This is a genomic window from Campylobacter sp. 110, assembly GCF_002383965.1.
GTDB classification, from domain to species: Bacteria; Campylobacterota; Campylobacteria; order Campylobacterales; family Campylobacteraceae; genus Campylobacter_D; species Campylobacter_D coli.
The window spans coordinates 48,780-71,798 of the sequence record NZ_NXBD01000043.1 but is presented as its reverse complement, the minus strand read 5'-3'; the positions used below and the strand labels follow the sequence as shown (position 1 = coordinate 71,798).

Here is a 23,019-nt window from a genome sequence, read left to right as displayed (position 1 = left end):
ATTCATCAGTAACTTTGTCCTGTATATTTTTCATCACTTTTTATAAATTTACCATTGGTAAAATAATGAAAAGATCCTCCACCTGCACTTTTACGACTTATGCTTGAAAAGCTAAATCCTCTTCCTTCATCTCCAAATAATCCATAATTTTTTACTTTATAATCTATCATGGTAGCAAAAACAACAGGATATTTTTTACCCTCACACACATAATAAGTTGTCATACCTAAATAAGGTCTTAATTTTTTATAGTTTTCTTCACCCATATATGCTTTAAATTGATCTTCATAGTATGCAAATTCGGGTTTATCATCGAAGTTAAAATCATAATCTGGGTCTTTTACATCATAATTATAATCATTACGATAATATTTACAACCATTAGAAAGGATTTGGGGAAGCAATTTATCAACAGCTGCAGAATCTATCTTGTAAATTAATTCTCCTGATTTTAATTGACCTATTTTAGTTCTAAATTTATCATCATTTTCCAACTCTGTTCTTTTTCTTTCATTTTCCAATATCTCTTCTCTTATTTTTTTATCAAAGATATAAATTCCACCATAATTACTTGCAAGAGTTTCTATTTCACTTGCTTTTTTTTCTTTAAAAGCACATGCACTTAAAAAGATTAGGGTAAATAAAGTAAAAATAATTGCTATGGTAATTTTCATTGGTAATCTTTTAAATTTAAATCAGCCATACAAAGCCCCTCCCTTAAACCCTCATCAATCACTATAAGTTTTTCTCTTTCAAAAATACTAAAAAGCAAAAAACATCCCGCAACCAAATAATTTTTTCGCGTATTTCCTACCCAAAAACTTGCCTTTTTTTCATCCATATACCAAAGTTTTTGCCCAAAAGTTAAAAAATCATTGACATTTAATCTTGTACCATTGATTTTCTTTGCATCATATTTTTCATAATTCAAGCCTTTTTTTAAAGCCGCTAAAGCCGTAGGGACACCTGAATTTAAAACGATATTTTTCATCTTGCTTTGTTTTAATGCTTTTTTTAAACCATTGCTTTGCCCAAAGGCCTCAAAAGCCATGGTTTTTAAAAAATTATCATGGATTAAAAAATGGATTTTTAGTTTTTTATCTTTAAATTTATAAGGAAAATCAGGATATTTTTGAAGTATTTTTTTAAAAGAAAAAGAATTTACGCTTCTTTTTATCTTGCATTTTTCATAAAAACTGATAATACCAAAATCAAAACTTTGAAAATTATCCCTAAAAGAAAATTCACAAGATGCACCCCCTAAATCACAATACCCACAATCCAAATTTAAACCTAAATTTAAAAGCCCCCTTTTCATACCCAAAACACTAATTTTAGCTTCACTTTTGGCATCTATAACCTTAAAATCGATTTGAAATTCTTGCTTTAAACGAGTAAAAATTTCATTTGTATTGCTTGCCTTTCTAAAAGCTGCAGTTGCGGCTGCTTTTGCTTGACTTAGGTCGTATTTTTTAGCTATTTCTTGAAGTGCGTTGCGAAGTTTTTCTATGGCTTCATCGCTTATCTTTCCAGTTTTATCTAAATTTTTAGCTGAACCTATGATAAATTCATATTCATCTAATTTTTCAAATTTTTCATTTATAAAAACCGCTCTTAAAGTATTTGAGCCAAGATCTATACCTAACATCGCTTTCCTTGTTTAAATTTATAGTATAATAGCAAAAAAGTTCTAAAGGAAAAATATGCTTTTAGGTGTAAATATCGACCACATTGCAGTATTAAGACAAGCTAGAATGGTAAATGATCCTGATCTTTTAGAAGCTGCTTTTATAGCAGCCAAATTTGGAGATCAGATCACTTTGCATGTAAGAGAAGATCGCCGTCATGCTCAAGATTTTGACTTAGAAAATATCATACGCTTTTGCAAAAGTCCTATCAATTTAGAATGTGCTTTAAATGATGAAATTCTAAACTTAGCTCTTAAATTAAAACCTCATCGTATCACCCTAGTGCCTGAAAAAAGAGAAGAGCTTACCACAGAAGGGGGGCTAAATTTAAATCATGATAAAATCAAAGAAAGTATAGAAAAACTTCAAAATGCGCAAATCGAGGTTTCACTTTTTATCAATCCTAGCTTAGAAGATATACAAAAATCATATGAATTAAAAGCTGATTTTATAGAACTTCACACAGGGCATTATGCAAATTTGCATAACGCACTTTTTAGCAATATCTCTCATACAGCCTTTGCTTTAAAAGAATTTGATTTAAGCAAAAAAACATTACAAAGTAAATTTGAAGAGGAGTTAAACAATATAGAAATTTGTGCTAAAAAAGGAGTAGAGCTTGGATTAAAAGTCGCTGCTGGACATGGGCTAAATTATAAAAATGTAAGCCAAATAGCAAATATCAAAGAAATTTGCGAACTTAATATCGGCCAAAGTATTGTAGCAAGATCGGTTTTTGTAGGACTGCAAAATGCGATTTTAGAAATGAAAGCACTGCTTTAAATGATGAAAAAATTAGCCATTAGCATAGGCGACATCAATGGCATAGGGCCTGAAATTTTAGTGCGTTCGCATGAAAAATTGAGCCAATTTTGCACTCCTTATTACTTTATCCATGAAAGCTTGCTTCAAAAAGCTTTAAAACTTTTAAATTTAGAGCTTTTAAATGCAAAAATCGTAGCTTTTAAAGATGCTAAAAATTATGAGTTTACACTACTTAAAAAGCATAATTCTCTTGAAATTTATTCTTTTGGCTTGCCTTTAAATTTAAAAGTGGATGAAAACTTTGACATTAAAGTAGGAGAAATAGATGCAAAAAGTGGGCTATATAGCTTTTTAAGCTTTAAGGCGGCAAGCTATTTTGTCTATAAAAACCACGCACACGCCCTACTTACCCTACCTATACATAAAAAAGCTTGGGAGGATGCGGGGCTTGAATTTAAAGGACATACTGACGCGCTAAGATTCTTTTTTAAAAAAAATGCCATCATGATGCTAGGATGTAAAGAACTTTTTGTAGGACTTTTTAGCGAGCACATACCCTTAGCAAAAGTAAGCAAAAAAATCACTTTTCAAAATTTAAGTATTTTTTTAAAAGACTTTTATCAAGAAACTCGCTTTAAAAAAATCGGACTTTTAGGCTTTAACCCACATGCAGGAGATTATGGGGTGATAGGAGGCAAAGAAGAAGAGCTTATGCAAAAGGCTATCGCTTTTGTTAATGCTTTTTTAAATTCTAAAAAAGATGAAAAATTCTTTAAAAAAGCTCTAAAAGATGAAAAATTACAAAAAGAATTGCTTTTAAATTTTAATACAAAAGGTGTTTATTTGCCCTACCCTTTAGTCGCAGATACAGCTTTTACAAAATCAAATTTAAAAGCATGCAATCGCCTAATAGCCATGTATCATGATCTTGGCTTAGCACCCCTAAAGGCTTTGTATTTTGAAAAAAGTATCAATGTGAGTTTAAATTTGCCCATTATACGCGTAAGTGTTGATCATGGCACCGCCTTTGATAAGGCCTATAAAAATGCTAAAATCAGTACTAAAAGCTATTTTGAAGCAGCTAAATTTACTTTAGAATTGCCTTCTAAAGCTTCAATCTAGCATTATCATCGATCAAGCCCTCTTGGGCTAGATTGTCTATAAAAATTTCCAAATCTATAGGATCTTGAATGCTCATTTGGATTAAATTTTCATATCTATCTACTTGATTATTAAAAATTTGCTTTAATCTTTCTTTGCTTTGAGTATCTTTTTTAGCTTTTTGCATAAGCTCTAAAAATACTTTAGCATAAGTTTTTTCTATACAATCAGTCTTGTAAACAAAAGGCGATTGAGGATCTTGATCTGCTTGCAAAAGATCGTTCGATATAACTTTGGCACAATTTTTTCTTTCTCTAAACATTTTTTTCACAACCAATTTAAATCTTCTTTTATATTTTCATTTGCATTTTGTAAAAGCTCTTGATATAAACTTATAAAGATATTATCCATCAAAGCAAGTTTTTTATTTTCAAATTCATTAATAGCGCCTATTTTATTGCATATGATTAATTCATCATCATTTTTGCCATTATTTTTAACCTTAGAACAATCAAAACTCGCTCTAACTTCATTTTTGTATATAAGCTCATCAAAACTCAAGCCCCATAAACTAAGAAAACTTAAAATTGTTAGCAAAATTATCTTCATTGCCTCTCCTTATTTTTTGTTTTATTGTAACAAAAATATTTTTAATTTTTTTAAAAAAAACAAAATACAAATTTTTAACCATCACAATACGGATTTATTTCAAACAAATTAACAAAACTGTGAAAACTCCTTTTACTTTTTGATAAATGATCAAAAATTTTCTAAAAAATTATCCAAAAACTCTAAATTGGAATAAAAATTGCTTATCTAATTTAAAATCAACAACAAAGGAGGAGAAAATGGTGGTAAAAGATATCCAAACAACTTCAAGCTCTATGTTTAGTGCTACAACCAAGGTTAAGGAAAAAAGCACTTCAGCAGATGAATTTCAAGCTGCCCTAAATGAAGTTAAAAACAAAGAAGATAAGGAAGATAAAAAGACAAGTTCAAGCGAATTTACTAATGAAGATCTTGATCTTAGTGCTGTTAAAGAAGATTTTAAATCTTACGCTTGGCAAAAAATGAGAGAAGATCAATACAAGAAAAATGAAGAAGATTTACTCAATAAACTTTTTGCAACCATTGATGCGGGAAATACTGCTAAAATATAAATTTAAACTTAAAATTTCATTGCGAGAATTTTTCAATTCTCGTATAAATTTATAAAATACCAAAATAAGACAATCATAAATCTTTCACACAATAAAACACATTTATTTTTATCAATTTCTGTTATAATTTTATCAAAAAAACAAAGGAAAACTATGATTTTTATCGACGCTTGCTTTAAAAAACCTACACCCTATACACCCGTTTGGATGATGCGTCAAGCAGGAAGGTATTTGCCTGAATATATGAAAGTTAGACAAGAAGCGGGAGATTTTTTATCTTTATGTAAAGACTACAAAAGAGCTTCGGAAGTTTCTTTACAACCTGTTGATATTTTAGGAGTTGATGCGGCGATTATCTTTTCAGACATTTTGGTAGTCCCTCTTGAAATGGGAATGAATTTACGCTTTGAAAAAGGCGAAGGACCGGTATTTGAAGCACCTATTTCAACCTTAGAAGACCTTAACAAGCTAGATGATCAAAATGCTTATAAAAAACTAAACTATGTTTATGATGCTTTAAAACTAACACGCGAAAAATTACCGCTTGATAAAGCTTTGATAGGATTTTGTGGCAGTCCTTGGACTATAGCAACTTATATGATAGAAGGAAGCGGAAGTAAAAATTATGCAAAATGTAAAAAAATGCTTTATCAAAATCCAGAACTTTTGCATGAAATTTTAAATAAACTCACTCAAGTTTTAAAATATTACTTAGAAGAACAAATCAAAGCAGGTGCAAATGCGGTGCAAATTTTTGATAGCTGGGCGAGTGCTTTAGAATGTGATAAATTCTTTGATTTTTCATTTAAATACATGCTTGAAATTTCTGATTTTATTAAAAACAAATACCCTCACATACCTATAATTTTATTTCCTAAAGGCATTAGTGGTTATTTGGATAAAATCGATGGAAATTTTGATGTTTTTGGGGTTGATTGGAGTACTCCTCTTGATCTAGCACGCGATAAATTATCCCACCAATACACCCTACAAGGCAATATGGAACCTTGCAGACTTTATGATAAAAAAGCTATTAAACAAGGGGTAGAAAGCATTCTTAAGATTATGCAAAATAAAGCTCATATTTTCAATCTAGGTCATGGAATCTTGCCTGACATTCCTGTTGAAAATTCAAAATACTTTATCCAGCTTGTGCAAGAAAGTTCAGCCAAATGAAAATTCTCTTTGGCCCCATCAATTCAAGACGTTTTGGAAGATCTTTAGGTATTGATCTAAGCCCTAGCAAGAAACAATGCAATTTTGATTGTGTATATTGCGAACTTGAGGCTCAAAAACCTCAAGAAAAACAAGATGAGATTGTAAGCGTAGAAGAAATCATTTTAGAAGTTCAAGGCGCTCTTGAAAAAAATGTCCCATTTGACTTTCTTACCCTAACAGCCAATGGAGAACCAAGCCTTTATCCTCATTTAGATGAATTGATCTCATCCTTGCGCAAGATTGCTAAAGATAAAAAATTGCTCATTTTAAGCAATGGCACCGCGGTTTTAGATCAAGACAAATTCAATACCTTATTAAAGTTAGATGTGGTTAAATTTAGCCTAGACAGTGCTATTTCTAAAACCTTTTACCGTATTGATAGGGCTTTAAAAAATATTAACTTAGAAAAAATGATAGAAAAAATGGCAGAATTTAAAACCCAATTTAAAGGTGATCTTGTAATGGAGATCCTTGTCGTAAAAGATCTTAATGACAATGAAGAAGAATTTATCGCTTTAAATCAAGCTTTAGCTAAAATAGCACCCTTAAGAGTTGATTTAAGCACCATTGATAGACCCCCAGCTTATGCGGTTAAAAAAATAAGCGAAGAAAGACTTTTGGAACTTTCCAAACTCATAACTTCCACTCCTGTGCTTTTACCTAAAAGGCATTATGAGGGCGAAAAGTTAAATTTTGGTGAAGAAGAATTATTAAAAATACTTCATCTGCGCTCGCAAAGTGAGATAGATATAGAAAATAAATTAGATAAAGCTTCCCAAGTTCTTTTGGATAAGCTTATAAAAGAAGAAAAAGTGAAGATTCTTAATCTAGCAGGAGTTAAATTCTATAAAGCCTAATTTTTAGGCAAATATTTTCTAATCAAAGCTATAAGATCATTTCTGCTGATATCATTTAAAACCTCGCTTACGCAATCAAAATCTCTCACCCTCTCCCTAGAAAAGAATATAATATGACTTTGAGGGTGTTGCTTTTTATAAGCGCTAAGAATAGAACGCATCTGCTCAAGATCAAATTTAATCAATTCATAATCAAGCAATATCAAACGATAAGCTTCTTTTTTTAATTCTTTTTTCAATTCACTAAAAGAATTCACGCGCATATTTTGGGAGCATTGTTTTTCTATGATATTAAAAAACAAAGTTGCATCAAACTCATTTTGTTTAAAAAGCAAAACATTATTTTGATAAGGAGTTTGAAATTTTAAAGCACAAATTTTATCAAGTTTTCTTTGCAAAATATTTTCAAGCTCTTTTTTTTCAAAAGGTAGGCTTAAAAAATACTCATAATATAAGTTTTTACTACGCCCAAACACGATAAAATCATCAGCTTTCTTAGAACTTTGCTCTAAAATTTTATCCTTAATGAAAACCACATGAAAATCATTGATATCAAAACTCAAACTCTTAAAAATAGTATTTTCTATACCAAAATAAGACAACAAATTTGCTAGCAAAAATGCTTCAAGCCCATCATCACTTACTATCGCAGCACTTGCTTCAAATTGCAAAACATTGCCCTGTGCCACCCCTATGCTTTTATGGTATTCTAAAGCTTGATTAAGTCCAAGTCTAATTTGTTCTTTTTGATGTTTTAATGCATTTAAAACAAGTGATTTGATTTCCTTGCTTGCCTCTTCTTCATCTAAACATCTTACAACGCCCTCAATATTGCCAATTTGATACAAACTATCCTCTAGCAATTTTGCATAAGTTTCTTTTTCATGAGAAATCTTAAATAAATCTTGATTTAAATGTGCTATTTTTTCCCGAATCAAATCCAAACTCGTTTCGATATCTATCTCTTCAGCATGTATAAATTCATTTTTAATTAATAAAATTTTTTGATCTTTCTTAGCCAAAGCTCGTTTTTTTTGAAAAAGGAAAAATATTAAAGTTAAAGACAAAATAAAAATACTAGCAAAAAAAGCAAGTTTAATTTGCTCAAAACTTTCATGAATTCTTGCAAAGTCTATACTTAAAAAAGCCAAAATAATATTAAAAATAAAAATAATCCAAACCAATAACAAATCAATCTTCCTTTATTTTTTGCGCTGATTTTTTTCCTGCTAATTGGCACAATTCTTCAAAATTTGCCTCATAAATAGCTTCAAAACTTCCATAATACGCCAAAAGTTTTTGTATAATTCCCGAACTAAGCCCTAATTTTGCAAGCTTAGAGCTTGATAAATCTTGTTTTTTCTTAGTATTTTGATGAAAACTTATGGCAAAACGATGTGCTTCATCTCTTAATTTCTGTAAGAATTGTAATTTTTTATCGTTAATACTTAAGGCAAATTCTCCTTTTAAAGAATGAATTTTATCTTTAGCCCCTCCTTTAGCACGATGAGCTTTAGCATCGATTTTTTCTTTTGAAATTGCTAAAATATCAACATTTGCCCCACTGCTTAGAATGATTTCTTTAGCTAAATCAAGTAAAGCCTTTCCCCCGTCTATAAGCCACAAATCAGGAGCAGGCATTTTATCAAAATCTAATGCCCTACGCGTTAAAACTTCGCGCATTTGCTCATAGTCATTTTTATATTTTAAATGAAATTTTCTATAATTTGACTTATCCCAAGCACCCATTTTATAAGCTACCATAGCTCCTACATTCGCCACACCTTGCATATGAGAATTATCAAAAACCTCTATACAATTTGGCAAATTTTCAAGCTCGAAATAATTTTTAAGTTCTTTTTGTATATTAAAATCACTATTTTTTTGCTCTTTTTGTATATTCAAACACGCATTTTGAAATGCCAAATCACAAATTCTTCTTTTTTCTCCTATTTTAGGAACCTTAATACTGATTTTTTTATCAAATCTTTGGCTTAAAATTTCTTCCAAAAGCTCCCTATCTTCAAATTCTTCATAAACATAAATAGTATTTGTAACCAAGGGAATGTCTATGCTAAAATTTTCTAAAATAAGTTGCTTATAAATCTCATTTTTATCAAAATCTGTATTATTTTTAAGTGGGGTGATTTTAGAATTGGCACTGATGATTTTTCCATTTTGCACGACAAAACGCAAAGTTGAAAGCATAGAGCCTTCACAAGCTAAAGCAAAAATTTCAAAGTCTTCTAATTTAGCAATATCAATCTCAACTTTAATTTCCAAATCCCTTATCGTAGCAATCTGATCTCTTATTTTTGCCGCTTCTTCATAATTTTCATTTTGGGCTAAATGAAGCATTTGCTTTTCTAAATTTTTCACTAAAATACTGGGACTTAAAAGAGCATTGATAGCTTTATCTAAAATCAAACGATATTCTTCTTGGGTAATTTTTTTATCACAAGGCGCAAGACAACGAGAAATTTGATAAAAAATACAAGGAGATTTACAACTTGCTTTTTGTTTTAATGGATAATACAAATAAAGCGCATCTAAAAGCTCTCTAGCTCCTTTAAAAAAGGGACCAAAATATTTAATTTTACTCTTTTTTACTAATTTTCTAGTGATTTCAAAACGCGGGAATTCTTCATTAAAATCTACATAAATATAAGGATAAGTCTTATCATCTCTTAATAAAATATTGTATTTTGGATGAAGTTGCTTGATAAAAGAATTTTCCAAAATCAAAGCATCAGCTTCTGAATTTGTCGTAATAAATTCCAAATGCATCACTTCTTCTATCATTTTTTGAATTCTTAAAGAATTTTTTGGGTTAGCATGCAAATTCGGAGTAAAAGCAAAATAAGATCTTACGCGGTTTTTAAGATTTTTAGCCTTGCCTACATATAAAAGTTTTCCTTCGGCGTTAAAATACTGATAGACTCCAGCATTTGAAGGTAGAGTTTGAAGCTCTTCTTTGAGAGTGTTTTTAAGCAAAATTTCAGTCATTTTTTATCATTTGCCTTATTTCTTCAAATTTCTTTGCTAAAATTTTATTTTCAATTTTGTTTTCAAATTTTCCAAGGCTTAATTCTATGTAGGGTTTTTTAGCCGTGAAATTTTCATTATTTTTTATTATATTGTTATATTTTTGTGTAAAAATTTTTAAATCTTTTATATCTGAAAATCCACTCAAAGGATACATTTTTCCGTATTTTTTTATGAGAACTTTAATGTAAATTTTGCTATTATCGTGATTTAATTCTTGATAAGCAGCTGAATTTAAAGTCACTATATTTAAAATATGATTTTTTATATAAATTCTAGCGATTAAACGCTGTTTGGCAGGCGGAAAAGAATTTAAAAAATCTTTACAAAAAAATAAGGTTTTTAAGGGTCGATAATGAGACTTACTCATCAAGTCATTAAGAATGGCGCTAGTATTTTTAATTATCTTTGGACTTTGAAATTTTTCCATAAGATGATTTTAGCATTTTTTTTCTTAATTTTTTTGTGTGCTTGTGGCTATAAGGGTAACCCACAATACACTAGCTACGAACAAAACGGTTCAGTAAAAAACATTAAAAAATACGAACAATTAAATAGGTGGTAGAATGAAAAAAGCAGATATTTTAGTTTTGGATTTTGGATCGCAATATACTCAGCTTATAGCAAGAAGATTGAGAGAGCAAGGCGTTTATGCTGAGATTTTGCCTTTTAATGTAAGTTTAGCAGATATAAAAGCAAAAGAACCTAAGGGTATTATTTTAAGTGGTGGCCCTGCAAGTGTTTATGCAACAGATGCGTACTTTTGTAATAAAGAAGTTTTTAATCTAGGCTTACCTATACTTGGAATTTGCTATGGTATGCAGCTTATGGCTCATCACTATAAAGCCAATGTTGCTCCAGCTGGACACAAAGAATACGGCAAAGCAAGTATAGAAATTCAAAAAGATAGTGATTTATTTAAAAATCTACCTAAAAAACAAATCGTTTGGATGAGTCATTCTGATAAGGTTGAAAATTTACCACAAGGTTTTGAAGTTTTAGCAACGAGTGAAAATAGCCCGTATTGTGTTTTTGCAAATGAAGAGAAAAAATTCTTTGCTTTACAATTCCACCCTGAAGTGCAGCACAGCGAATTTGGTAAAAGTATCTTGAAAAATTTTGCAAAATATGCTTGCAATTGCGAAAGTATTTGGAATATGGGATCTTTTGCAAAAACTCAAGCTAAAAAAATTCGCGAAGAAGTGGGCAATGATAAAGTTCTTTGTGCTGTAAGTGGCGGGGTAGATAGCAGTGTCGTAGCAGCTCTACTAGCAAATGCGATCAAAGATCAAGTTATAGTAGTTTTTGTAGATAATGGACTTTTAAGAAGTGGCGAAAAAGAACAAGTTGAATTTATGTTTAAAAATACTTTAGGAATTAATCTCATAAGTATTGATGCGAGCAAGATTTTCTTAGATCGCTTAGCAGGAGTAACTGACCCTGAGCAAAAACGCAAAATCATAGGCAATACCTTCATAGAAGTTTTTGAAGAAGAGGCTAAAAAGCATAAAGATGTGAAATTTTTAGCCCAAGGCACGCTTTATACTGATATCATAGAAAGCTCGGTTATAGGTGCAAGTAAAACCATCAAAAGTCACCACAATGTGGGCGGATTGCCTGAAAAGATGAATCTTAAGCTTGTTGAACCATTAAAAGAAATTTTTAAAGATGAAGTGCGTGCCTTAGGTATCGAGCTTGGATTAAGCAAAGAAATAGTTTATCGCCATCCTTTCCCAGGCCCTGGTCTTGCTATACGCATCATGGGAGAAGTCAATCGCCCAAGCCTTGAATTATTACGCAAAGCAGATGTTATCCTACTTGAAGAACTAAGAAGCACGGGTTGGTATGATAAAACTTGGCAAGCTTTTTGTGTATTGTTAAATGTAAAAAGCGTTGGTGTTATGGGAGATAACCGAACTTATGATAATACCATTTGTGTTCGTGTTGTTGATGCAAGTGATGGAATGACAGCAACTTTTTCACACATACCTTATGAAATTTTAGAAAATATCTCGCGTCGTATTATCAATGAGGTTGAAGGTATTAACCGCGTAGTTTATGATATCTCAAGTAAACCACCTGCAACTATAGAATGGGAATAAAGTAAAAAATCTGAAAACCTGATAATAATATACAGGTTTTCAAGAATTTAAAACCCTCATTAACAAATTTTTAATACATAAAAAACTAGCATATAAAGTCATAGAAAAAGCTTATATTAAACGCATTAATTTTATGATAAAAATCAAAGAGTATTAAAATTTTTAGGAATATGAATGGAAAATAGCATAAAAGATTCATACAATAAAATTTGTAAAAAGTGGAGTGAATTTCGCAAAAATACCTCAATCAATCAATGCATTGTCGACTTTGCAAATAATTTAAGTCCAAATTCAAGAGTGCTAGATATTGGTTGTGGAACTGGATATCCTATCGCTTTATATTTATCAAAACAAGGATTTCAAGTTACAGGGATAGATATTTCAGAAGAAATGATAAAACAAGCACAAAAACTTAACTTACATAATGCCACTTTTTTAGTAGAGGATATTTTAAATTTCAAAACAGATAAAAAATATGATGCAATCATCGCATTTGATTCTATTTGGCACATTAGATATGATAAACAAGAATGTATTTATCAAATCATTTCTTCTTTGTTGACATCTGGTGGATTGTTTTTATTTACTCATGGAAAAAATGATGGCGAAATTATAAGCACAATGTGGAAAGAATCATTTTATCATAGTGCTTTAGATTTAGAAAAAGTACATAAATTATTAAAGCAAAACGGATTTGATATCTTATCTTCCATAGAAGATTATATAGAAGAAACTACAGGTGATCGAGAATTGCTCATTATTGCTAAAAAGAAAGAATTATAATATAGCTTTATTTAAAATTATCAAGCTTTAATCCAAAAATTTTACAATGCGTGCTTATTTTTAGGACAATCCGTGTAATAAAACATTAAGTTGTGTTTTATCAAAAAAATGGGGATAAAAATTTATTTCTTACAATAATACACCACAGCGGGTGGGAAATTTTGCCAAACAACTTTTGAAATTCTCACCTCTGCAAAAAGAGAAAATATCTTTTGACGAAATTTTAAACTTGAATAAGTAGGTAGCACATAAGCAAAGGTGCTAAAATATCCGTTAGGTTTTAAACTTTTATGGATGATTTTTAAAAGCTTTTCTTGCTCGTGATCCCTAAGCAAACTCCACGGAATTCCACTTATAATCACATCTGCATAGGTGATATTTCTTTGCCTTAAAAAATAAGGTAAATTTTCAGCACTCTCTATTTCTATATCCAAAATTTACAATTTTTCTTTTAAGCTTATCTGCCATATTTTTATTGATTTCTATAGCAAAAAATTGTGCTTTTTTATTTTTATATTTTAAAATATTTTCAGTAAAAACACCTGTGCCAGGTCCAATCTCTACGATATAGTTTGCTTGACGCAAATTAATATTTTGAGTCATAACAAAACCTAGCTTTTGAGAGCTAGAACAAAAAGCACCGATTTGTTTTGGATTTTTAAGATATTCATAAAAAAACATTCAATTTTTCCTATGGTAAAAAATATAACTAAAAAGAATTTTAAAATCAAACATGTAATTTTATTCTTTTGCTTATAAAATTTTTATAAAAATAAAGCTAAAATTATCTTTTAAAAACTTTCAAGGATGAAATATGCATGGAAAAATAGCTATATATATGGATTCCACAGGGCGTGGAACTGTAACGAATTCAGCAAATACTTTTTTCGACTTTAGTCGTCAAATTTGGAATGATAAAAAAAGTATGCCAAGTGTTGGGATGCTTGTTGAATTTCGCACGCTCTCTAGTGATAAAAAGTCTGAAAACGGCGCTCCTGTGCCTGTAAGCAAAACTATCACAGGGATAAAACCTTCCAAATTTCAAGAATTTAAAGAGGGTGATTTTATCACTGAACATGATTTTTGGAAAACCGATAGTGATGATGAGCTTGAAGATTTACAAAATTCTCGCAGAAGTGCGTATATTACAGAACTTTATAGAAGCATTGATTTTGATTCTATAGAAAAAATTCCCTTATCTTTTACCATTCCTCAAGCCATACAAAAATATTTTGCCCATGAAATTTTATCTGTTGAAGCCTTGCAAGCCAATTTACAAGATGAAAAAGATATTCCTTGTATTTTGGACTATCTCATTCTTAAGAGATTTTTATTTAAAGCTTATGATACTTTAATTTTTATGGATAATAGTATAGATCAAACCCAATTTAGCGCCCTAAAAAGCATTATGATGCACTTAGAAAATTCTTACAAACAAATGATAGCAGATAAAAAACCCAATATCACTAAAATATTTAATGAAACTTTCTTATCTTTACAATGCCATTACCAAGCTTTAATAGCCACTATAGATACAAGAAAAAACCGCCTTGCTTCACTTGAAGCACAAATGAAAGCTTTACAATCTGAAATTCAACTTAAAAGCAATGCGGCCAATGCAGATCCTGAAAAACTCAAAGCAAGACAAGAAAAATTAGCAAAACTTCAAAAAGAAGCGGAGTATTATAGAACAACCCTTAAAAGACTGGGTGCTATACAAGAGGATTTTTATAAGAAAAATTATAATATTTTTGAAAATGCTTTCAAGCTTTCACGCGAAAAACTCTTTAAAAAAATAATTACAGGTCTTAATTTATGTGCTACGATAATGGATGTTAAAATTTGGCACTTATCCTTAAAATCATCAGGGGTTAAAAATTCATATTTTACAATGAGCAATATAGAAAATTCCTTTTGTTCTCTTTCATTTGCAGAGCATTATCTAAGTCGCTTAAACAAAGCAGCGCTTAATCCTTTTGATCAAAAACTTTTAGTTTATATCCAAAAAATTACCAAAGAACAAAGAAAAAAATTTTTAGTCGTGACTTCGGATTTGGATTTGCTTTGTAAATTAAAAATAGAAACCTTTGCGCAAAATCCTTATTTCATAGTAAAGTACGCCCCTAAAAAAGTCAATTATCAGTCTTTAATGCATGATAATAGTTTTGATATAGTGTTTATCGATGAAAAACATGTATGGGAAAGTGTAGCAGATATTATTTTAGAAGGAAAACATTTTGATAAAATAGGAAAAACCAAATTTAAACTGATTTAAACATAGAATTTTAAGCTAAATAAGGCTATAATTTGCTTACCTAAACAGTTCGTGATATTTAAAGTGATCCAACATATTTTTATTAACTGTGATTGTGCGATTTACCGTGTTCTGTGGCGTCGTTTGAGTTTCGAAAGAAACGAGAAGTTGCAGCCTTTAAAAATCGCCTAACGGTTTTCTTTGACTTTTTGGGGTCAATCTTTATTAAGCGGCTGTTTGGGTTTTATACAAGGAGAATAAATGAAAATAATGATTTTGGGTAGCGGTGCTCGTGAATATTCTATCGCTTTAGCGCTAAAGCGTGTGGATGAAAATTTAGAATTTTACTTTGCTCCTGGTAATGGTGCTACCGAAAGTCTTGGAACCAATCTCAATTTTAAAGATCCTGTAGTTTTAGCCACTTATGCAAAAGAAAAAGAATTTGATCTATGCATAGTGGGTAGTGAAAGTTTTTTAGCTGAAGGCGTTGTAGATATTTTTAAACAACACAATATTCCTATTTTTGGACCTACAAAAGCTGCAGCTATGCTTGAAACTTCTAAATCTTTCATGAAAAGCTTTTTAAAAAAATATCGTATTAAAACAGCAAAATTTTTAAACACAAATGATATAGAAAAAGCAAAAAACTTTATATTAAGCTTAACTCCTCCTATAGTCGTTAAAGCCGATGGGCTTTGTGCTGGCAAAGGAGTAATTATCGCAAAAACTCACGAAGAAGCCATAGAAGAGGCTTCTAAAATGCTAAGTGGAGAAAGCTTTGGCGAAGCGGGTAAACTTATCGTTGTGGAAGAATTTTTAGATGGCTTTGAGCTTAGTATTTTTGCGGTATGTGATGGCAATGACTTTGTGCTTTTACCTGCTGCACAAGATCATAAAAAACTTTTAGATGGGGATAAAGGACCAAATACGGGTGGTATGGGAGCTTATGCCCCGAGTTCTTTAGCTAATGAAAGCTTGCTTAGAAAAATACAAAAAGATATCATTATCCCAACTCTTGCAGGTATGAAAAAAGAAGGCAGTGAGTTTTGCGGGGTATTATTTATAGGTATTATGGTTGTAGGCAATAAGCCTTATGTCTTGGAATTTAATGTGCGCTTTGGTGATCCTGAATGTGAAGTTTTAATGCCTTTGATTGAAAATCCTTTAGAACTTATTTTAGCCACTACACAAAAGCGTTTAAGACACACCAAGATAAAAATTAAAAAAGATTATGCAGTGGGCGTAGTATGCGCGAGTGAAAACTATCCTTACAAAAGCTCTCCAAAAAGTGAAATTTCTATAACAAATATTCCTGAAAATACACATATTTCTTATGCTGGAGTAAGTTTAGAAGATGGTAAACTTATGGCAGATGGTGGGCGTGTATTGGTTTGCGTTGGTACAGGCTCAAGCATAGAAGAGGCACAGAAAAAAGCTTACGAGCTTTGTGAAAATGTTCATTTTAAAGGCAAGCAATTTAGAAAAGATATCGCTCATCAGGTTATTCAATGAAAGAAGATTTACTTACGCGTCTTGAGCGAGAAAATCTTACCATTGCTAGTTTCAATAAAAGGATATTGGCATATTTTATCGATAATCTTGTACTTTCGCTGATTGTATTTGTTATTTTTTATGATAAATTACTTAATGCTAAGGATTTATTTGATACAGCTCAAATTTTGGGCGATTTTTACTTAGGATTTTTATTGCTTCATATTACTTACCAAACAATTTTTACTTATTTATATGGGGCAAGTTTAGGAAAAATGGTATGCAAAATCATTATTTTAGATGAAGACTTATTAGACAAACCCAATTTAAACCAAAGCTGCATACGCTCAATCGTTAGGCAAATAAGCGATATGGCATTTATGTTGGGCTTTGCTTGGGCTTTAAGCAATGATTTACGCAAAACTTGGGAAGATTATCTAGCAAGGACAATAGTAGTTAATGTGGCGTAAAATTTTATTTTTAAGCGCTAGTCTTACTTTACTTAACGCCACTCAAGTTGATATCTATGCACTTGATGCTAAAAAACAAGGGGATATACTCACTGCAAACGATGATGTGATTATTTTTTCAGATTTTTATTTTATCACTGCCAATAAGGCTATTTACAATGAAAAAACCGGAGATTTAGAGCTTTTTGGTGATGTGAATATATTAAGAGGACAAAATGAACGCTCTCATTCAAACTATGCTAAAATCAATTTAAATTCAAATGAGGCTAATTTTAATAATTTTTTCTTTTCTAATAATAATTTAGAAGTATGGTTTCAAAGCAAGACAAGCTATTTAGATGAGAATGTTTTCAAAAGCGAAATTTCAGCTGTTTCAAGTTGTAATGTCGAAGATCCTGATTGGGAAATTCGCTTTTCTAAAGGATGGCTCAATAGGGAAAATAATTTTGTCCATTTATATAATGCAAAATTATATGTTAAAGATTTTCCTATATTTTATTTACCCTATTTTGGTTTTAGTGCAGATACCCACCGCCAAAGCGGACTTTTAATCCCAAAAATAGTCTTAAAAAACAGTGAAGGTTTGTATTATGAACAGCCTATTTATATCGCACCTTATGAAAATTGGGATCTAGAATTAAATCCTCAAATTAGAACCAATCGTGGCTTTGGACTTTACTCAACCTTAAGATTTGTCGATTCTCCTTATTCTATAGGAGAGATAAATTTAGGAGCTTTTAGAGAAAATTCGTCCTATTATCATGATGAAAATTTAAAAAACCAAAGTCATTACGGCGCAGAATTAAAATATGCTAGAAATGATTTAATTAAAACCCTGTTGGGCGATAATTTTCAAGAAGGCTTATGGATAGATGCTACCTATCTTAATGATATAGATTATCTTAATCTTGGCAGCAGGGATTATCGTGATTTAAATTCATTAGTTACTTCAAAAATCAATTATTTTCTAGCGGATGAAAATAATTATTATGGAGCTTATGCAAAGTATTATATCGATACTTCTGCATTAAATAACGATAATACCTTACAAGAATATCCAAGCTTTCAATATCATCGTTTTTTGAATAATTTTTTTGATGAACGCTTGCGTTATTCTTTTGATGCATCTTTTCATAATTTTTATCGCCCTGTAGGCCCTTATGCAAATCAATTGAATTTAAATTTGCCTATTTCTTATCATAATGCTTTTTTTGATGACTTCTTGCATTTTACTTTTACCGAACGCTTTTATGCTTCATTTTTAAACTATAGTCATTATCCTCAAAAAGATCATGAGCATTATTTTAGAAATACGCACGATTTTAATCTTTACACTGATTTATCTAAAGTATATGATAATTTTTTTCATACTCTTAATTTTGGGTTAAAATATGTTCTTCCAGGAGCCAAATCAGGAAGTATTTTAGAAGATTATCTTGAAGAAATTGACAAAGAAGAAGAACATCTTGGCTTTTATACTACTCAATACTTTTACAATAATGAAGGCCAAAAAAAAATCAAACATAGAATTAATATTGATTATTTAAACAAGCAAGGTGAGTTTGATGAGATAAGCAATTTATTAAGCTATTATTATAATAACAATATCAGTTTTAATAGTGAGATTATTTACTCTGATCTTCAAGATCGTTTTACAAATATCATCAGTCAAATGGAGATCAATCCTAACCCTAAATTCAATTGGAGTTTTTCGCATACTTATCAAAACGATGAGTATGGAAAATATAGTTTTATAGGCACGCGCGCAAATTACCTTGCAAATGCAAATTATCATTTATTTGGAGGAATTTGGTTTGATACCCAAAGAGCACATGCTAATATGTGGGAGCTTGGATATACTTTTCAACGCAAATGTTGGAATTATTCTTTAATGTATAGAGAAAGAATTGATCCGCAACTTACAAGTGCGGGAATTACTGCTAAAAATCAAAGCGGTATTTATTTTATTTTTAACTTCTATCCTTTAGGTGGAGTTAAATACGATTTTTCTTTAGCAGAAACGGAGAGTAAAATTTAAGATTAAGGAATGAGATTTGCTAAATATTTTTAAAAGTTTGACAAATTTATTATATGGAAAAAAAGGACAAATGATGCAATACAGTATAGAAATCAATGGTAATTTAGAAGTATTCGATATAGAAAAAGTAGCTAAACAAGCTGCCGGTGCTGTTTTAATGAGACAAGGCAAAAGCGTTGTTCTAGCTACAGTTGCAAGAGAAGAAAAACAAGTTGAAGAAGATTTTTTACCTCTAACCGTCCAATACATCGAAAAAGCTTATGCCGCAGGAAAAATCCCTGGTGGTTATGTCAAAAGAGAAACCAAGCCAAGCGATGCAGAAACCTTAACAGCACGCATTATTGATAGAAGCTTACGCCCTCTTTTTCCAAAAGGATATGCCTATCCGACACAAATTGTCGTAATGGTTCTTTCTGCTGATCCTCAAGTAGATCTTCAAGTTATGAGCTTAAATGCAGCAAGCGTGGCACTTTATCTTAGTGATATTCCTATGAAAGCTCCTGTTTGTGGAGTTCGCATAGGTCGCATAGAAGAAAAATTTGTCCTCAATCCAAACAATGAAGAACTTAAAAATAGCACCCTTGATCTTTATGTAGCAGGGGTTAAAGATGAGCTTTTAATGATAGAAATGCGTGCTTTACCTAATCAAAAAGAAGATGAAATCTTTATCGAAGCTCCTTATGCAGATGTTTTAACCCAAACAACTTCACAAAGCATGAATGAACTTAGCGAAGATGAAATTTTAGAAGCGCTAAGTCTAGCCCAAAAAGCTATATTAAATGGCTCTAATGCTTATGAAGAAGCTTTTTTGAAACATAAAAAATCAAGCGATTTAAATTTCAAAGATGAAATAGAAAATTTCGAACTTCTCGCCTTTATAGAAAATAATTTTCACGATCAAATCGTACAGGCTATCAATCAAATGGCAAAAAGTGAAAGAGCGAGTGAGTTAAATAAAATTGCTGAAAAAATATTAAAATTTGAAAGCGCGACAAAATGGGATGAAGAAAGTATTTTAAATGCCCTAGCAAAAGTCAAACATAAAATCGTTCGTAGTCAAATTTTAAATACAAAAAAAAGAGCAGATGGTAGAAATTTAAATGAAGTGCGTCCTATTGCCATAGAAACAAATATTTTACCTAATGCACATGGCTCTTGCCTTTTTACACGCGGACAAACTCAAGCTTTGGTTGTGGCGACTTTAGGTAGTGAAAATGATGCACAAATGGTTGATGTGTTAACCGAAAAAAATCCTATCAATGAACGCTTTATGGTTAATTATAATTTTCCAGGTTTTTCAGTAGGCGAGGCAAGCCCTATCAAAGCACCTGGAAGAAGAGAGTTAGGACATGGAAACTTAGCCAAAAGAGCCCTTTATCCAAGCATAGATGAAAATTATCCTTATGTTATCCGTTTGGTAAGTGAAATTTTAGAAAGCAATGGCTCTAGTTCTATGGCAACGGTTTGTGGAGGGTCTTTAGCCTTAAGAGCAGCGGGAGTACCTAGCTTAAAACTTGTAGCAGGAGTAGCTATGGGGCTTATTTTTGAAGGTGATCAATATGCTATTTTAACTGATATCATGGGTTTAGAAGATCATGATGGGGATATGGATTTTAAAGTAGCAGGTAGCAAAGACGGTATCACAGCCTTACAAATGGATATCAAATTGGGCGGTATTGATCAAAAAATACTCAAAGAAGCCTTGTATCAAGCTAAAGAAGGTAGAATTCATATCTTAAATATCATGGAAGAAGCGCTTAAGGAAATTGTTGTTAATGAAGAAGTATTACCAAAACTCGAGCTTTTCAATGTTGATCCTTCAAAAATAGTCGATATCATAGGTCAAGCTGGAAAAACTATCAAAGAAATTATTGAAAAATTTGGTGTTTCTATAGACTTAGATCGTGAAAAGGGTGAAGTAAAAATTGCGGGCAATGAAAACGAACAAATTAAAGCCGCAAAAGATTATATTATCAATATCACAAGTTCTCAAAAAAATAATAAAAAAGGCTTTAAAGAAAAAGATCTATCAAACTTTGAAATCGGCGAAGAATTTGAAGGAAAAGTCAAAAAAATCACGAATTTTGGAGCCTTTATAGAACTTAAAAATGGAATTGATGGCTTGCTTCATAATTCTAAAAGTAAAAATCTCAATTTAAGCGAAAATCAAATTTTAAAAGTAAAAGTAAGTGAGATTAAAAATGGCAAAATCTCTGTGGATTTATGCGAGTGAGTGAGTTTTTAACTCATCCTTTTAAACCCTTTTTTGATAAGGATTCTAAAATTTTAATTTTAGGATCTTTTCCCTCGGTAAAATCAAGAGAAGATGGATTTTACTACCAGCACCCAAGAAATCGTTTTTGGCCTATACTAGAAACACTTTTTGATGTAAGATTAGAAAATATCACAGAACAACAAGCCTTTTTAAGAAAAAAACATATCGCTCTTTGGGATGTACTTCAAAGTTGCAAGATAAAAAATTCAGATGATAAAACCATAAGTTACGCAAAGGCTAATGATTTAAATTTAATCCTTTCTCAAGCACAAATCCAAGCTATTTTTACCACAGGGAAAAGTGCTTATCGATTTTTTACTAAATTTCATCCTCATTTAAAAGCCATAGCCCTACCCTCAAGCTCTCCTGCAAATTTAAATTTTTCTTTTGAACAACTTTTGCAAAGCTATAAAATAATCAAAAATTTTATAAAATAATTTTTGATTACGTATGAAAAAATACCCAAAAGCATATATAAAAATAAAATTATTTCACAAAAAAGTAATACATATAAAAACACACCTTCGCATATAAAAAACATAATTCCAAAAAAGACAAATAAAAATAAAGCTAAAGTTCCTAAAAACAATTTAGAAAGATCTTTAGCACAAAAAATCATATAATTTATAAAAAAATCAAACATTTTAAGATTTATGATACCCTTTTAGCAAATTTTAATCAGCTTTTGTGATAGTGAGTCATTTTTTATTTATATAAATTTAAACTATAGATGAATTTATATTTTAATACTGATATTAAATTATAATCTTGTTTTTATAAATTTAATATTAATTATCAAAATAATTTTTATAAAAAATGAGCTTTTCTAATAAGCTTGTATTAATGTTTTCTATTTAAAATTATTAAAAAATATATAAAGGAGTTTTAAATGCCTTTTGTAAATATACGCATTACCAAAGAAAACGGTGAACCTACAAGCGAATAAAAACAAGAGCTTATCGCAGGAGTGACAGATTTACTCGCTAGGGTTTTAAATAAAAATAAAGCCTCAACCGTAGTAATCATTGATGAAATCGATACAGACAATTACGGCTTAGGCGGAAAAAGTATCACTCAAGTAAGAAAAGAAAAAAGCTAGTTTATATCTAGCTTTTGGGTATTATCCTTAAATTCAAACTCTACCTTTTTTGCTCCAAAACCTTTGGCTATAGCTTCTAAAGTATCTCTAGCACTTTTGTGAATTTTACTTTCTAAATTTCTAATAAGATTTAATGACAATTCTTTAACCTCTTCTTTAGCCTCTCTTATGAGCTTATTTTTGTCATTTTCACTAAAGCTAAGTCCTGTGCTATTAATAGAATCAGGCAGCAAAAAAGGTAAAAATTTAGCATTTTTTTCATCATAAAATTTCATATCTATAATGCTGTGCTTGTATTTGCATTCAGGCATAATAATCTTATAATGATCATTATCTAAAACTACAATTTCAAAATTTTTATCTCTTAAATCATATAAAAATGTGATCTCAAATTCAAAAATCAAAGCAATCTGTCTTTCGCTTAAAGACCAACCCAAAATACTTTTCCAAATTCCGTTAAAAGCACTGTCTTTTTTAGTAACAATTTCTTTACTAAAGACTTGAAAAACACTAAGCTCTCCTATGGATTTAAGCTGGGTAATATCATTGCTAATATGAATGTCTTTCTCTTCTATTTTAGAGCTATTTTTAAACTGCTTTATAATGACAAATACAAGCAAAATAACAATCAAACTAAGTAAAATGAGTTCCATAAAATCACCTTTCTAAAGAA

General features: G+C 30.5%; 19 protein-coding genes and 3 pseudogenes. 14 read left to right on the top strand and 8 right to left on the bottom strand.

Annotated features, from left to right (window positions below):
* Positions 1 to 5: 5 nt before the first annotated feature.
* Positions 6 to 464, bottom strand: a complete 459-nt coding sequence (locus BGS43_RS09875; RefSeq protein WP_171990543.1) for a tRNA 2-selenouridine synthase — start codon at positions 462 to 464, stop codon at positions 6 to 8.
* Positions 465 to 670: 206 nt separating this feature from the next.
* Positions 671 to 1,648 carry a Ppx/GppA phosphatase family protein gene (locus BGS43_RS06490; RefSeq protein WP_002825148.1) on the bottom strand — a complete coding sequence of 326 codons (978 nt, stop codon included), beginning with the start codon at positions 1,646 to 1,648 and terminating at the stop codon, positions 671 to 673.
* A 55-nt stretch (positions 1,649 to 1,703) separates the two neighbouring features.
* On the opposite strand from BGS43_RS06490, the gene BGS43_RS06485 reads away from it, so the two are divergent.
* Positions 1,704 to 2,471: a pyridoxine 5'-phosphate synthase gene (locus BGS43_RS06485; RefSeq protein WP_002825149.1), complete on the top strand. Its 768-nt coding sequence runs from the start codon at positions 1,704 to 1,706 to the stop codon at positions 2,469 to 2,471.
* Between the two features lie 3 nt (positions 2,472 to 2,474).
* Complete coding sequence (pdxA, locus tag BGS43_RS06480; protein ID WP_002825151.1) at positions 2,475 to 3,575, top strand: 4-hydroxythreonine-4-phosphate dehydrogenase; 1,101 nt, start codon at positions 2,475 to 2,477, stop codon at positions 3,573 to 3,575.
* Here the strand turns inward: pdxA and BGS43_RS06475 are convergent.
* Positions 3,559 to 4,163: pseudogene (locus tag BGS43_RS06475) on the bottom strand (hypothetical protein). The gene pdxA and the pseudogene BGS43_RS06475 overlap by 17 nt on opposite strands.
* A gap of 239 nt (positions 4,164 to 4,402) precedes the next feature.
* Here BGS43_RS06475 and ciaC point away from each other — a divergent pair.
* The 3 genes from ciaC to BGS43_RS06460 all read left to right on the top strand — a co-directional run bounded on the left by ciaC (position 4,403) and on the right by BGS43_RS06460 (position 6,789).
* Positions 4,403 to 4,714 (top strand): invasion antigen CiaC, encoded by a 312-nt coding sequence (gene ciaC / locus BGS43_RS06470; protein WP_042962480.1) that lies wholly within the window; start codon positions 4,403 to 4,405, stop codon positions 4,712 to 4,714.
* A 153-nt stretch (positions 4,715 to 4,867) separates the two neighbouring features.
* Entirely contained in the window at positions 4,868 to 5,890 is a 1,023-nt protein-coding gene (gene hemE / locus BGS43_RS06465) for a uroporphyrinogen decarboxylase (RefSeq protein ID WP_002825154.1), read from the top strand.
* A complete protein-coding gene (locus tag BGS43_RS06460; protein WP_002825155.1) occupies positions 5,887 to 6,789 on the top strand; it encodes a radical SAM protein in 903 nt (300 codons plus the stop codon). The genes hemE and BGS43_RS06460 overlap by 4 nt, the downstream gene beginning before the upstream one ends.
* Here the strand turns inward: BGS43_RS06460 and BGS43_RS06455 are convergent.
* Genes BGS43_RS06455 through BGS43_RS06445 form a run of 3 tightly spaced genes read right to left on the bottom strand, consistent with a single transcriptional unit; the run spans position 6,786 to position 10,264 of the window.
* The gene (locus BGS43_RS06455; protein ID WP_002825157.1) at positions 6,786 to 7,979 is read right to left on the bottom strand and encodes a hypothetical protein; all 1,194 of its coding nucleotides are present in this window, start codon (positions 7,977 to 7,979) and stop codon (positions 6,786 to 6,788) included. The genes BGS43_RS06460 and BGS43_RS06455 overlap by 4 nt on opposite strands.
* Position 7,980: 1 nt before the next feature.
* The gene (gene uvrC / locus BGS43_RS06450) at positions 7,981 to 9,795 is read right to left on the bottom strand and encodes an excinuclease ABC subunit UvrC (protein WP_042962477.1); all 1,815 of its coding nucleotides are present in this window, start codon (positions 9,793 to 9,795) and stop codon (positions 7,981 to 7,983) included.
* Positions 9,788 to 10,264: a hypothetical protein gene (locus BGS43_RS06445; protein WP_002825159.1), complete on the bottom strand. Its 477-nt coding sequence runs from the start codon at positions 10,262 to 10,264 to the stop codon at positions 9,788 to 9,790. Before BGS43_RS06445 ends, uvrC begins: the two co-directional genes overlap by 8 nt.
* 136 nt (positions 10,265 to 10,400) lie before the next feature.
* Between BGS43_RS06445 and guaA the strand changes: the two genes are divergently transcribed.
* Together guaA and BGS43_RS06435 are read left to right on the top strand one after the other, a co-directional pair.
* Positions 10,401 to 11,936, top strand: a complete 1,536-nt coding sequence (gene guaA / locus BGS43_RS06440) for a glutamine-hydrolyzing GMP synthase (RefSeq protein ID WP_025399121.1) — start codon at positions 10,401 to 10,403, stop codon at positions 11,934 to 11,936.
* 174 nt (positions 11,937 to 12,110) lie between these two features.
* On the top strand, positions 12,111 to 12,719 hold the full coding sequence (locus BGS43_RS06435) for a class I SAM-dependent DNA methyltransferase (RefSeq protein WP_002783669.1): 609 nt from the start codon (positions 12,111 to 12,113) through the stop codon (positions 12,717 to 12,719).
* A 122-nt stretch (positions 12,720 to 12,841) separates the two neighbouring features.
* Here the strand turns inward: BGS43_RS06435 and BGS43_RS06430 are convergent.
* Positions 12,842 to 13,400: pseudogene (locus BGS43_RS06430) on the bottom strand (class I SAM-dependent methyltransferase).
* Between the two features lie 133 nt (positions 13,401 to 13,533).
* Here BGS43_RS06430 and BGS43_RS06425 point away from each other — a divergent pair.
* The 7 genes and pseudogenes from BGS43_RS06425 (at position 13,534) to BGS43_RS06390 (ending at position 22,346) form a co-directional block, all read left to right on the top strand.
* The gene (locus tag BGS43_RS06425; protein WP_002825165.1) at positions 13,534 to 14,994 is read left to right on the top strand and encodes a hypothetical protein; all 1,461 of its coding nucleotides are present in this window, start codon (positions 13,534 to 13,536) and stop codon (positions 14,992 to 14,994) included.
* Positions 14,995 to 15,234: 240 nt separating this feature from the next.
* Positions 15,235 to 16,485, top strand: coding sequence for a phosphoribosylamine--glycine ligase (gene purD / locus BGS43_RS06420; protein ID WP_002777514.1), 1,251 nt, complete (start codon positions 15,235 to 15,237; stop codon positions 16,483 to 16,485).
* A complete protein-coding gene (locus BGS43_RS06415; protein ID WP_002777521.1) occupies positions 16,482 to 16,934 on the top strand; it encodes an RDD family protein in 453 nt (150 codons plus the stop codon). Before purD ends, BGS43_RS06415 begins: the two co-directional genes overlap by 4 nt.
* The gene (locus BGS43_RS06410) at positions 16,924 to 18,972 is read left to right on the top strand and encodes an LPS-assembly protein LptD (protein WP_025399123.1); all 2,049 of its coding nucleotides are present in this window, start codon (positions 16,924 to 16,926) and stop codon (positions 18,970 to 18,972) included. Before BGS43_RS06415 ends, BGS43_RS06410 begins: the two co-directional genes overlap by 11 nt.
* A 73-nt stretch (positions 18,973 to 19,045) precedes the next feature.
* Positions 19,046 to 21,205, top strand: a complete 2,160-nt coding sequence (locus tag BGS43_RS06405; protein WP_025399124.1) for a polyribonucleotide nucleotidyltransferase — start codon at positions 19,046 to 19,048, stop codon at positions 21,203 to 21,205.
* Positions 21,202 to 21,684, top strand: a complete 483-nt coding sequence (locus tag BGS43_RS06400) for a DNA-deoxyinosine glycosylase (protein ID WP_002799243.1) — start codon at positions 21,202 to 21,204, stop codon at positions 21,682 to 21,684. The genes BGS43_RS06405 and BGS43_RS06400 overlap by 4 nt, the downstream gene beginning before the upstream one ends.
* A gap of 452 nt (positions 21,685 to 22,136) precedes the next feature.
* Positions 22,137 to 22,346, top strand: a pseudogene (locus BGS43_RS06390) (2-hydroxymuconate tautomerase family protein).
* Here BGS43_RS06390 and BGS43_RS06385 read toward each other — a convergent pair.
* Positions 22,343 to 22,999 (bottom strand): DUF4230 domain-containing protein, encoded by a 657-nt coding sequence (locus BGS43_RS06385; protein WP_002825173.1) that lies wholly within the window; start codon positions 22,997 to 22,999, stop codon positions 22,343 to 22,345. The pseudogene BGS43_RS06390 and the gene BGS43_RS06385 sit on opposite strands and share 4 nt — an antisense overlap.
* Positions 23,000 to 23,019: the final 20 nt, after the last annotated feature.

Coding starts and splice junctions, on each gene's coding strand:
- BGS43_RS06405 (WP_025399124.1), top strand. CDS start 19,046: ATGCAATACAGTATAGAAATCAATGGTAATTTAGAAGTATTCGATATA.
- uvrC (WP_042962477.1), bottom strand. CDS start 9,795: ATGACTGAAATTTTGCTTAAAAACACTCTCAAAGAAGAGCTTCAAACT.
- BGS43_RS06410 (WP_025399123.1), top strand. CDS start 16,924: ATGTGGCGTAAAATTTTATTTTTAAGCGCTAGTCTTACTTTACTTAAC.
- BGS43_RS06385 (WP_002825173.1), bottom strand. CDS start 22,999: ATGGAACTCATTTTACTTAGTTTGATTGTTATTTTGCTTGTATTTGTC.
- guaA (WP_025399121.1), top strand. CDS start 10,401: ATGAAAAAAGCAGATATTTTAGTTTTGGATTTTGGATCGCAATATACT.
- BGS43_RS06425 (WP_002825165.1), top strand. CDS start 13,534: ATGCATGGAAAAATAGCTATATATATGGATTCCACAGGGCGTGGAACT.
- BGS43_RS06490 (WP_002825148.1), bottom strand. CDS start 1,648: ATGTTAGGTATAGATCTTGGCTCAAATACTTTAAGAGCGGTTTTTATA.
- BGS43_RS06485 (WP_002825149.1), top strand. CDS start 1,704: ATGCTTTTAGGTGTAAATATCGACCACATTGCAGTATTAAGACAAGCT.
- ciaC (WP_042962480.1), top strand. CDS start 4,403: ATGGTGGTAAAAGATATCCAAACAACTTCAAGCTCTATGTTTAGTGCT.
- pdxA (WP_002825151.1), top strand. CDS start 2,475: ATGAAAAAATTAGCCATTAGCATAGGCGACATCAATGGCATAGGGCCT.
- purD (WP_002777514.1), top strand. CDS start 15,235: ATGAAAATAATGATTTTGGGTAGCGGTGCTCGTGAATATTCTATCGCT.
- BGS43_RS06435 (WP_002783669.1), top strand. CDS start 12,111: ATGGAAAATAGCATAAAAGATTCATACAATAAAATTTGTAAAAAGTGG.
- hemE (WP_002825154.1), top strand. CDS start 4,868: ATGATTTTTATCGACGCTTGCTTTAAAAAACCTACACCCTATACACCC.
- BGS43_RS06415 (WP_002777521.1), top strand. CDS start 16,482: ATGAAAGAAGATTTACTTACGCGTCTTGAGCGAGAAAATCTTACCATT.
- BGS43_RS06460 (WP_002825155.1), top strand. CDS start 5,887: ATGAAAATTCTCTTTGGCCCCATCAATTCAAGACGTTTTGGAAGATCT.
- BGS43_RS06445 (WP_002825159.1), bottom strand. CDS start 10,264: ATGGAAAAATTTCAAAGTCCAAAGATAATTAAAAATACTAGCGCCATT.